This window comes from Gordonia otitidis NBRC 100426 (assembly GCF_000248075.1).
In the GTDB taxonomy this organism is placed as follows: Bacteria; Actinomycetota; Actinomycetes; order Mycobacteriales; family Mycobacteriaceae; genus Gordonia; species Gordonia otitidis.
The window spans coordinates 1-11,048 of sequence record NZ_BAFB01000089.1; the positions used below are offsets into that span (position 1 = coordinate 1).

At 65.5% G+C, this 11,048-nt stretch carries 10 protein-coding genes, 1 tRNA gene and 1 other RNA gene; 1 reads left to right on the top strand and 11 read right to left on the bottom strand.

Annotated elements, in window-relative coordinates:
* The 8 genes from dnaX to GOOTI_RS08720 all read right to left on the bottom strand — a co-directional run.
* Positions 1–633: DNA polymerase III subunit gamma/tau (gene dnaX, locus GOOTI_RS08690; RefSeq protein WP_007238203.1), on the bottom strand; the 633-nt coding region annotated here is incomplete at its 3' end.
* Between the two features lie 166 nt (positions 634–799).
* Positions 800–2,368 carry an acyl-CoA synthetase gene (locus GOOTI_RS08695; protein ID WP_039993794.1) on the bottom strand — a complete coding sequence of 523 codons (1,569 nt, stop codon included), beginning with the start codon at positions 2,366–2,368 and terminating at the stop codon, positions 800–802.
* A gap of 111 nt (positions 2,369–2,479) precedes the next feature.
* Entirely contained in the window at positions 2,480–2,941 is a 462-nt protein-coding gene (locus tag GOOTI_RS08700) for a hypothetical protein (protein WP_007238205.1), read from the bottom strand.
* Between the two features lie 81 nt (positions 2,942–3,022).
* On the bottom strand, positions 3,023–4,324 hold the full coding sequence (locus GOOTI_RS08705) for a glycosyltransferase 87 family protein (RefSeq protein WP_007238206.1): 1,302 nt from the start codon (positions 4,322–4,324) through the stop codon (positions 3,023–3,025).
* 29 nt (positions 4,325–4,353) lie between these two features.
* A complete protein-coding gene (locus GOOTI_RS08710; protein ID WP_007238207.1) occupies positions 4,354–5,640 on the bottom strand; it encodes an aspartate aminotransferase type Ic in 1,287 nt (428 codons plus the stop codon).
* Between the two features lie 68 nt (positions 5,641–5,708).
* Positions 5,709–5,803, bottom strand: an RNA gene (gene ffs / locus GOOTI_RS25060) — signal recognition particle sRNA small type.
* A 95-nt stretch (positions 5,804–5,898) separates the two neighbouring features.
* Positions 5,899–6,537, bottom strand: a complete 639-nt coding sequence (locus GOOTI_RS26105; protein WP_233425454.1) for a hypothetical protein — start codon at positions 6,535–6,537, stop codon at positions 5,899–5,901.
* 283 nt (positions 6,538–6,820) lie between these two features.
* Positions 6,821–6,905, bottom strand: a tRNA-Ser gene (locus GOOTI_RS08720).
* Positions 6,906–7,017: 112 nt separating this feature from the next.
* Here GOOTI_RS08720 and GOOTI_RS08725 point away from each other — a divergent pair.
* Positions 7,018–7,866 carry an NmrA/HSCARG family protein gene (locus GOOTI_RS08725; RefSeq protein WP_007238209.1) on the top strand — a complete coding sequence of 283 codons (849 nt, stop codon included), beginning with the start codon at positions 7,018–7,020 and terminating at the stop codon, positions 7,864–7,866.
* A gap of 78 nt (positions 7,867–7,944) precedes the next feature.
* Here GOOTI_RS08725 and GOOTI_RS08730 read toward each other — a convergent pair whose 3' ends face one another.
* The 3 genes from GOOTI_RS08730 to GOOTI_RS08740 are packed head-to-tail and all read right to left on the bottom strand — an operon-like array spanning position 7,945 to position 11,026.
* Complete coding sequence (locus GOOTI_RS08730; RefSeq protein WP_007238210.1) at positions 7,945–8,838, bottom strand: DUF5996 family protein; 894 nt, start codon at positions 8,836–8,838, stop codon at positions 7,945–7,947.
* Between the two features lie 39 nt (positions 8,839–8,877).
* Positions 8,878–9,963, bottom strand: a complete 1,086-nt coding sequence (locus tag GOOTI_RS08735; RefSeq protein ID WP_007238211.1) for a DNA polymerase domain-containing protein — start codon at positions 9,961–9,963, stop codon at positions 8,878–8,880.
* A 1-nt stretch (position 9,964) separates the two neighbouring features.
* Entirely contained in the window at positions 9,965–11,026 is a 1,062-nt protein-coding gene (locus GOOTI_RS08740) for an ATP-dependent DNA ligase (RefSeq protein ID WP_039993795.1), read from the bottom strand.
* Positions 11,027–11,048: the final 22 nt, after the last annotated feature.

An 11,048-nucleotide genomic window follows, 5' to 3' on the forward strand; every position in this document is an offset into this window, starting at 1 on the left:
ACCACCGCCCGCACGGATGACCAGCGGGTAGACGTCGGGTGCTACGACGACGCCCTCTTTGGCACAGATGTTCTCGAGCAGCCCGCGCATCACCGGCGGCGCGAGTAGCCGGAACGGATAGTGGTGTGTACGTGAGCGGATGGTGGGCAGGACCTTCTCCGGCTCGGTGGTGGCGAACACGAAGATCAGGTGCTCAGGCGGCTCCTCCACGATCTTGAGCAACGCATTGAAGCCCGCGTTGGTGACCATGTGCGCCTCGTCGACGATGAACACGCGGTACCGCGACTCGGACGGGGCGTAGAAGGCGCGGTCGCGCAGCTCACGGGTGTCGTCGACGCCGCCGTGACTCGCGGCGTCGAGTTCGATGACGTCGAGATTGCCCGGCCCGCCCGGGGCGAGGGCGACACACGAGGAGCAGACACCACACGGCGTCGACGTCGGGCCCTGCTCGCAGTTGAGCGAGCGCGCCAGGATGCGAGCCGACGACGTCTTGCCACACCCACGTGGCCCGGAGAACAGGTACGCGTGATTGATGCGGTTTCCGTCGAGAGCACGGCTCAGCGGATCGGTGACGTGCTCCTGACCGACGACTTCGGCGAAGGTTGCCGGACGATAGGTGCGATACAGAGCCACGCGTCGAGAGTACCGGCGGACACCGACAGCGCGACCCGCTGCCCCACCCCTGTGCACAGCCCCTACACCGCGGCCAGACGGAGCGGGCAGAAACCCGCGGTGCGCACGTACCGCTACAGGTCACGGGCCCCACAGCCGTCACTGTCGGCGCATGCGCCCGGCCAGCTCAGACGACCGGGGAGGCGGACGCGCTCTGCGCACCCAACTCCTCGCGCAACTGGAACTTGAGCACCTTTCCCGACGGATTGCGCGGCAGGGCGTCGACGAACTCCAGGCGCAGCGGGAGCTTGTAGCGGGCGAGTCGGTCGGCCGCGAACTCGCGCAGCTCTTCCAGCGTCACGGTCTCCCCGGGCGCCGTGGCGATGACAGCGGTCACCGCCTCGCCCCACTTGGCGTCGGGGAGTCCGACGATGGCGACCTCCGCGACCGCGGGATGGCTGTAGAGCACGCTTTCGACCTCGGCGGGATAGACGTTCTCGCCGCCGCTGATCACCATGTCCTTGACCCTGTCGACGACGTAGACGTAGCCGTCGTCGTCCTCACGCCCGACGTCGCCGGTGTGGAACCAGCCGTCGTCGTCGATCGCGGCGTCGGTGGCGCCCGGGTTGTTCCAATAGCCGACCATCACCTGCGGGCCGCGGACGCAGATCTCGCCCGGCTGCCCTGCCGCGACCTCGGTGTTGGTGGCGTCAACGAGGCGGACGTCCGACAGCGGCAACACCTTGTTTCCTGCCGCACCGATCTTCTTCTCCGATTCGTCGATGCCCATCACGAGGGCCAGTGGTGCCGTCTCGGTGAGGCCGTAGCCCTGCGCGAAGGTGACACCCCGGTCGGCGTAGGCACGCATCAGCGGTTCGGGGACCGGCGCCCCGCCGCAGATGAAATAGCGCAGCGACGACAGATCGGCGGTGGCGAAGGTGGGCACCTGGCTCATGAACAAGAACATCGCCGGCACACCGAACATCGTTGTGACGCGAAACTTTTCGATGTCGGAGAGTGCTTGCGTCGGATCGAAAGCACCCGACAGGATGACGTGGCCGCCCTTCTGGAGCGTCACGAGCGTCGTCACATTGAGGCCGCCGATGTGAAACAGCGGCGCCGCGGTGTAGGTGACGTCGGAGGAGACGGTGTCGAAACTCAGAAGCGCATTGATGTTGTTCCAGAACAGATTCCCGTGTGTCAGCATCGCCCCCTTCGGGCGACCGGTGGTACCCGAGGTGTACATGATGACGGCGACATCCGCCGGGTCGGCGAACACCGGCTCCGCGATCGGCGTGCCGACGGCGAGGAGGTCGTCGAAGCTCTCCCACCCCGATGCCTCCCCCACCGCGACGTACCGCGCGATCGACAGGTCGGAGCGCACCTCGTCGACGACGCTGGTGAGCGTGGCGTCGGCGATCAGTGTCGTCGCACCGCAGTCGTCGAGGATGTAGGCCAGTTCGGGCCCGGTGAGTCGGAAGTTGAGTGGCACGAACGTCGCACCCGACCGCGCACAGGCGAACAGCGAGATCAGAAAGGCCGAGTGGTTCGGTCCGAGGTAGGCCACCCGGTCACCCGACCCGACACCACCGGCGACCAATTGGTCAGCGAGACAATCGATTCGGTGCTGGAACTGTGCGTAACTGAGCGTCTCGTCACCGAAGGTCACCGCCGGATGGTCGGGTCCGATCGCGGCGCGTCGTGCCGTCCACGAGCCGAGATCCATCGAATCAGGTACCGCCACTCGTCCGGCCATCACAGACTCCCACCGTCGGTGCGGAGGCACGGTGCACTCCGCCGAGAATGGCATCAGCGTAGGACGACGAGGTGTCCGAGTTCAGTGAATTGGCGATAACCGAATAGTCGATCACTTCAGGTCGGTCACGGCAGAGCACTCCGGCGCATGCAGGGTGAGCAGTCCGTGGTCGACGGCGTTGATGGTGATCTTCACCTTGCCCCGGCCCGGGATGCCGTAGATCTGGTAGCCACTGTTGTCGCCGATCGAGTGGGTCCAGTGCCGGTAGTAGGTGTGCGTCGGCCCGTTGGGCAGTTGCGTGACGGTGATCCTCGTGTCCGACGCGTAGGGGAAGAAGCTCTTGCTGTCCCCGGAGAGCCAGAACGTGTTGTCGCCTGCGTCCCGCTGCACGTTGACGCCCTGAAATGACGGGAAGTCGAGGATATTGGGGTTGAGGCTGTAGCACCGCATTCCGAGTTGGTCGTTGACCGTCTGGTCCGCTGCGGCAGCCCCCGCTGCGATCGTGCTGGCCGCGAGTGCCCCCGCACCGACAAATCCTGCGATCAGTCTGCGAAGCGTCGAACGTCGAAGCATTGTGATCCCCTGGCGTCGGGCGGCCCCGGGTTGAGCCCGCTACAGGTGACGTCGACGACGGCGAAGTGTCTGTTAGCTCAGCTAGCCGATCGTGTCCCGCACGTGATCAGACTCGGGCACAACGGACACCCGTGGTCTCCGATAGACGACGATGGTCGCGATGGTCGTACAGAGAAAGACCGCGTTGTAGGGGTAGACAGTGAACCACTCGAGCCAGACGATGCCGTGTTTGAAGAACAGTCCGATGAGGTAGGCGTCGGGAACCGTCTTGTTGACGAACCAGATCGGGTGCGCGAGATAGGTCCGCCACGAGAAAGACACCAACACGAGGCACACCAATGCCACGCCCGCCATGACGCGGCGAAGCGGTGAGAGGTCGGTACGCAACACGAGGTTCACGCAGATCACCATGATCGGCACGAACCACACCCAGTGGTGTCCCCACGACATCGGTGAGATCGCGCAGGCTGTCATTCCGACGATGCTCAACGCGAGCAGTTCCTGGCCGTTGCGATGCGCGAGGACCGCCGCGAACATGCCGAGGGCGAGCGCAGCGAGCACCAGCACCAGCCACAGCAGCGAGTTGGGCGCATCGGTGTGGATGAGATTGGCCAGCCACCCTCGAATCGACTGGTTGCCGACGGTCTGCGGCGCCCCGACCCGGTTCGAGTCGAAGATCTTGTCCGTCCAGTACGCCCAGGATTCGCGGGGCAGCGCGACGAATCCGATGACGATGGTGCCGAGGAAACCTGCCACGACGCCGAACATCGCCCGCCACCGACGCAGCACGGCCAGATACAGGATGAAGATCAACGGGGTCAGCTTGATGCCCGCGGCTATGCCCGTACCGAGCCCCATGCCGCGACTGCTGTCTCCCCGCGGCCCGTCGACGCGCAGCAGGTCCGCCAGGATGATGAGCAGCAGGAAGACGTTGATCTGGCCGTACCAGACCGTCGTGCGTACCGGCTCGAGCAGCAGCGCAACGGCAACCAGCGACAGCGCGACGATGCGCAGCGGCCAGCTCGCCTGTCTTCCGAGAGAGCGGAAGCACAGCATGATCACCAGGTACAGCGCGATGAAAATGCCTGCGGTCCACACGATTCGGGCTGCCTCGAACGACATCAGCGCGAATGGGATGAAGATGATGGCCGAGATGGGCGCGTAGGTGTAGTCCATCTGGCCCAGCAGTTTGGCGTCGTAGAGACTGCCGCCGTCGAGTACGGTCTGGCTGCCCGCGCGGTACACGTCGAGGTCGAGCTGATTGTCGAACAGTCCCCAGAACGGCGTCGTATAGGGAACGATCACGTCCTGCAACCACAGGGCCAACACGGCGAGCAGCAGGAACCCGACGGCCACGACCCAACGTCGCGGGACCCTCACCATGGCCGAACTGTCACACGCGCGCCATTCCGTCAGGATTCGACGTCGGCGAGGAGCTTCTCCGTCGCGGCAAGGAGTACGCAGGTGGCGACGCCGTCCATCGCGACACGGAGGTCGTCGGTGCTGGGGAAGGTCGGCGCGAGTCGGATGTTGCGGTCGTACGGATCATGCTTGTACGGGTAGGTCGATCCTGCTGCCGTCAGCGCGATGCCCGCATCTTTCGCGAGCTCGATGGTTCGCTTGGCCGCACCGTCGAGAACATCGAGGCTGATGAAGTAGCCGCCCTCCGGCTCCGACCACGCGGCGACCTTCGACTCGGCGAGCCTGTCCTCGAGGATCTCGAGCACCAACCGGAACTTGGGCGCGAGGATCTCACGATGCTTGGCCATATGTGCACGCACGCCGTCGGCGTCTCCGAAGAAGCGGAGATGGCGGAGCTGATTGACCTTGTCCGGGCCGATGGTCGTGAAGGCGAGGTTGTCGGTCAGCCAGGCAACGTTGGCCGCCGACGACCCGAAGAATGCGACGCCCGCACCAGCGAACGTGATCTTCGACGTCGAGCCGAACACGTACACCCGATTCGGGTGTCCCTCCTCGGCGGCGATATCGACGATCGGCAACGGCGTGGGCGGGGCGTCGACCAGCGTGTGGACGGCGTATGCGTTGTCCCAGAAGATTCGGAAGTCGGGTGCCGCGGGCATCGCCATCAGGGCGCGTGCCACCTCTTCGGTGTACGTCGCACCCGTCGGATTGGAGTAGGTGGGCACCGCCCAGAGACCCTTGATCGACGGATCGTCGGCGACCAGCTGCGCACACACGTCGACGTCGGGCCCGTTGGGGAGCATCGGTACCGGAATCATCTCGATGCCGTAGTGCTCGGTGATCGCGAAGTGGCGGTCGTATCCGGGCGACGGGCACAGGAACTTGATGGTCTCGCCCGTCGACGCCCATGGCTGCGACGAGTCGGGGGTGCCCTTGAGCAGCGAGGTCACCACTGCCTGGTGCATGAGGTCGAGGCTGGCGTTGCCGAACGCGATCAGATTCTCGGCGTCGACGGCGAGGAGCTCGGCGAAGATCGCCCGCAACTCGGGCAACCCGGCGACGCCGCCGTAGTTGCGGCAGTCGGTTCCGGCGGCGTCACGGTAGTCGTCGGCGCCGGGCAGCGAGAGCAACTCGTTGGAGAGGTCGAGCTGTTCCCGTGACGGCTTACCGCGGGTCAGATCCAGCTTCAGCCCCGCAGTGAGCAAGCCCTCGTAGAGCTTGTGCAGGTCGTCCTGGGTGGCGCGAAGTTCGTCTGCACTCATCGAGTGGTAGTTCAACGGAAACCTCTCGCCGAACCGACGCCAGGCTCGATGGCGGCTTTCGGCACGCTTGCGGATCTGAACAGATTAGAGGACCCCGCGCACCCGAGAGAGCCCGTTGACCCTTGCTGCCTTCCGGCCCTGGGGGAGTTCACAGGATGCACGCCGCGCGGGATCCGTCGTCAATTGTAGCGAGTCACCGCGACGGAGCGACAGCGGGTCGATCAGCGCACCAATCGCGGCACCAACGCGAGTCGCGCCGCGGTGTCTCCGCGGTCAACGCACCAATCGCGGCACCAGCGCGAGTCGCGCCGCGTAGTCGCGGGGAAGGTAGGCGGCGCGGCTTCGTGTCCAGTCCTGGCCGGACTGCGGATCGTAGGTCGACGGCATGGCGATGTCTGCGGGTGCGTAGGCGTCGAGTCCGTTGGCACGCGTCGTGTAGACCGCCCGCCAGAGGTGGTCGGAGAACGCCACGACGCCCGCGACGTCCGTGTGTGCAGACCGTCCGCGCAGCGCGGCGACCTTGGCTGCGACCCCATCGGTGGACAGGTAGACCAGGGTGCCGTCGGGCTTCCGGTCCGGTGGGATCTCGACGACGCCGGTCGCGTGGTACTTCGAGGTCAGTACCCGGGCGATCTCGGTCTGGGCGTAGATCGGAATGGTCCGATCGCCGCGCGTGCGGACAGCGGCGTCGGCGAGCGCCTCATTGACCGGTCCCGGCTCCCCGACTGTGCGTGTCGGGTCGACGCCCGACGGGATTCGGTTGCCGAAGCTGTAGGCGATGAGGAACGTGAAGTCGGTGGCTGCGCGGGTCGGGGTGTGCACGGGATCGATTCCACGCTGCGCTGGGGGCGCCGAGTGGGCCGGGGCTGCCAGGGACAGACCCGCCGCCAGCACGAGCGCGACCACTGACACCGCCAAACGCAGTGTCGGCCACCTCGTCGGTTGTAACGGACGGTTGGGACGCGGCCGCGACGCTTCCGGCCTACTACTACTGGGACACGCTGCCATGACACTCACTCCAACCGGTCGTCGATACATAGCGAGGGACACGCTGCCTGCCGCAGGTGTCCGGCGGGTGAACACGGGAGCGGCGTGAGGAGAAGTCCGTGGACCGTCGTCGACGGCACCCCATCGGGTGCGTGGAGACGACACGAGCCCGGCGCGCATGTTCTGCGAACCGGGCTCGTGTCTGCTGCGGAGGATGGGGGATTCGAACCCCCGAGGGCGTTAACCCAACCCGCGTTCCAGGCGAGCGCCATAGGCCACTAGGCGAATCCTCCAGGCTTGGCGATGATAACGGTCCCGCGACGGCATACCCAAATCTGAGGCCGACGCCGGGAGGTGGCGCAGTAGCGTCGAAGGTGCCCCCACTTCACGGAAAGGCCAACCGAGATGCCCTCACCAGAATCCCCCTACGTCGTACTCGGCGCGACCGGTAACCAGGGCGGTGCCGTCCTGCACGCCCTGCAGGATGCGGGCAAACCCGTCCGCGCGGTCGTCCGGTTCACCGACTCCGACAGATCACTGGAACTCGCCGACCGTGGTATCCCGCTTGCCGTCGCCGACATCGCCACCGGGAAGGGCCTCGACGACGCCTTTGCCGACGCTTCCGGTGTCTTCGCGTTGACGACGCCGTTCGAGTCGGGCGCCGACGCCGAGGTCGGTCAGGGCGACAACATCATCACCGCGGCGACGAGCGCAGGCGTGCCCCATCTGGTGTTCTCGTCGGTCGCCAGCGCCGATCGCAACACCGGCATCCCGCACTTCGATTCGAAATACGAAGTGGAGAAGAAGCTCGCGGCGTCGAGTCTCTCACACACCATCGTCGGACCCACCTACTTCTACGACAACCTGCTCGGCGGCCTCGACGCACTCAAGGCGGGGGTCATCCCGATGGGCATGCCCGCCGAGAAGCCCCTGCAACAACTCTCTCGCAGAGACCTTGGACGGTTCGTCGCAATGATCTTCGACGCTCCTGCCGACTTCGCCGGCCGACGCATCGACCTCGCGTCCGACGAGATCACCCCGAATGCAATGGCCGAGGCCGTCAGTGCCGCCACAGGCGACAAGGTGCAGGCAGAATCCTTTGATCCCGAACGCATTTCGTCGCCCGACATGCGAGCGATGTTCACCTTTCTGGCGACCGAGGGATACAGCGTCGACGTCGCGGCGCTCCACGCCGCGTACCCGCAGATCGAGTGGGAATCGTTCTCCGACTGGGCTCGGCACGCGCTGGGCTGACGAGAATGTGGGTCTGATCGGAGAATGTGGCTGCTGCAGCACACACATTCAGGGAGTCGACCCACATTCTGTGGCCACCTACGGCCACTCCCCCAGACGGGCTTCGGCGTCGAAGGTCGACTGCAGGAACTCACGCAGGTGAGCGTCAGGGTCGGCTGCGGTACGAACCGCGGTGTAGGGCAGCAGGTATTCACCGAGCGCGGCGTCGTAGCCGGCACCCTTGGGGTGCACGGGCGCATCGGCAGAACCGTCATACACCGGGTAGGAGTACGAGTAGAACGACCCCTCGTCGGCCCCTCCGGGCCAAAACCCGGCAGACGACACCTCCTCGCAGTACGACTCGATCATCACGTGGGCCGGACAATTCGGCACGGCGCCGGAGAACTGCGGCGCAGGCCGTCCGGAGAAACGCGTGACCGCGAGATCGAATGAGCCCCAGAAGAAGTGGACCGGACTGCACTTGCCGCGCCACTTACCACGGAACTCCGCGAACACTCGCGCGGTGCTCACCAGCTGCGTCCAGAATGCGTGAACGGCATCTGCGTCATAGGACGCATGCTTCGTGTCCTCAGGAAACGGAATCGCTTCGGCCACTTCGACCGGCCGATCGTAGATCGGGACATCGATATCGAGCGACTGCAGCTGCGCCACATAGTCGGCGTAGAAGTCGGCGGTGGTGCGCGGTTCGAGACGGACCTGCCGTCGCTGCCCCTTGGTCGTGGTGATGTTCAGAACGTGGTCGACGAAGTCGAAGACGACCTCGACGCCGTAGCCGTCGTACGGCATCAGGGATGTGGTCAGTCCCACCGAGTTCACGTAGAGCGCGATGTTCCACCAATGGTTCTCCGGCGGCGCCAACGCGAGTCGCGTCTTGCCGACGATCTGGCTCCACATGTGCACGGTGTCGCGCGTCTGCTCCCAGTCGGCGACCCGCAGCTCCGGCCACGACTCGAAGGTGGTGCGTGTTGTCATTTGCTACTCACTTCCTGTGTGCGGCGCCATCGTCGGCGCTCAGGGCGGACCGATCCTGTTCCCCTCCTCGTCCCAGTGGGCTCCCACCTTCTTGCTGGGCTGCACCCGCGGCGGCTCACCCGGCATCTTCGGGTAGCTCGGCGGGTACGGCATGTCCCCCAGACCCTGTGCGTCATCCCGTTCGACCATCTCCAACAGCGGTTCGAGACCTCGACGGTGCGTGGCGATGTCGGCCATCGGATCACCACGTCGCGCAACGAGTTCGGGGACCGTGGCGATTGTGCAGTCGTCTGGCTCGACGTCGGCGAGTTCGGCCCAGGTCACCGGAGTCGACACGCGTGCGATGGCGGTGCGTCGTACCGAATAGGGCGCTGCCATCGTGCGGTCACGCGCATTCTGGTTGAAGTCGATGAAGATCCGTTCGCCGCGATCCTCCTTCCACCAGGAGGTGGTCACCGCGTCGGGGTCACGACGTTCGAGTTCGCGTGCGAGCGCGATACCGCAGCGCCGGGTGGCGATGAAATCCCAGCGCGGCTCGATGGGGACGAAGACGTGAATTCCCCTGCCACCCGAGGTCTTCGGGTATCCCGCATAACCCAGCTCGTCGAGCAGCGGCGCGAGGAGTTCGACGGCAACGCGTCGCACGTCGTCGAAGTCGGTGCCGGGCTGCGGATCGAGGTCGATGCGCAGTTGGTCGGGGTGATCGTTGTCGGCGGCGACCGTCGGCCACGAGTGGAACGTCACGGTCCCGAGGTTGGCCGCCCACACGATCGACGCCGCGCTCGTCGGACGCAGCGCGTCACCGGTGCGGCCCGACGGGAAGGTGATCCGCGTCGACTCGACGAAGTCGGGACGTTTCTTCGGCAGGTGCTTCTGGTAGATCTCGTCGCCGTCGATGCCGTCGGGAAAGCGCTGCAGAAATGTCGGGCGGTCGCGCAAGGCGGTCAAGACCGGCCCATCGGAGCCATCGTCGCGGGACTGCGCCATGCGCTGGTAATAACCCACGAGATTCCTCTTACGGCCACCGTTCTCGCCCAACTCGGGAAAGTAGATCTTGTCGGGATTGCTCATCCGGACGGCCACGCCGTCCACGTCGAGCTCCTCTGCGGGCGAGCGCGATGCCATGTCAGCCCTCCCCCTCGAGCACATCGTGGAGATCGTAGGTCAGCGGAACCTCGAGTTGGTCGTATCCGCAGCTCTGCGGATCACGGTCGAGGCGCCAGCGCAGGAACTTCACGGTGTGCCTGAAACGATGGTTCTCCATCTGGTCGTAGGCGACCTCGGCAACCAATTCCGGTCGGATCGGAATCCACTCGCCGGACTTCTCCGACCTCCACCGCGTCGGCTCGCCCGGTGCGGGCTTGTCGGGATCGGTGCGCATCGGCGAGAACATCTCTTCGAGTTCGAGTCGCTTCTTGTCCGTGAACGCCCCGGCGCCACCGACCATGTGAAGGTCTCCCGAATCGTTGTAGAGGCCCAACAACATCGAGCCGAGCCCGGTGCCGCTCTTGTGTACCCGGTAGCCGATGACCACGCAGTCGGCGGTCCGTTTGTGCTTGATCTTGAGCATCTCGCGCTTGCCCTGCAGGTAGTGGGCGTCGAGGCGTTTGGCGACCACACCGTCGAGTCCCGCGCCCTCGAACGCCGAGAACCAGGTGCGCGCGGTGGCGGCGTCGGTCGTGACACGGCTGACATGGAATCGACGATCGGCGCCACTCGGTCCGACAGCCTTGACGAGGGTGTCGCGTCGAAGCGCGAACGGTTCGTCGACCACGCTGTTCTCGCCGAGCGCCAACGCGTCGAATCCGATGAAGATCGCCGGTGTCTTCTCGGCGAGCATCTGTACCCGCGAATCAGCGGGATGGATGCGTTGCGCGAGCGAATCCCAGTCGAGACGCTGTACATCGTCGATGGTCGACGGAACTCCGATCTCACCGTCGAGCACCACCTTCTCGGGTAGCTCTGCACGCGCGGCGTCGACGATCTCCGGGAAGTACCGGGCGAGGTCTTTGCCACCGCGCGAACCGATGTACACCTCGTCGCCGTCACGAAAGACCAACGCGCGAAAGCCATCCCATTTCGGCTCGTATGACCATGTCGGCGCGGATCCGGTATCCGGTTGATCGGGCACCGCTGTGACAGCCTTGGCGAGCATCGGCGCGACGGGAGGCATGACCGGTAGGTCCACGCCCCCATACTCCCCATTGCGC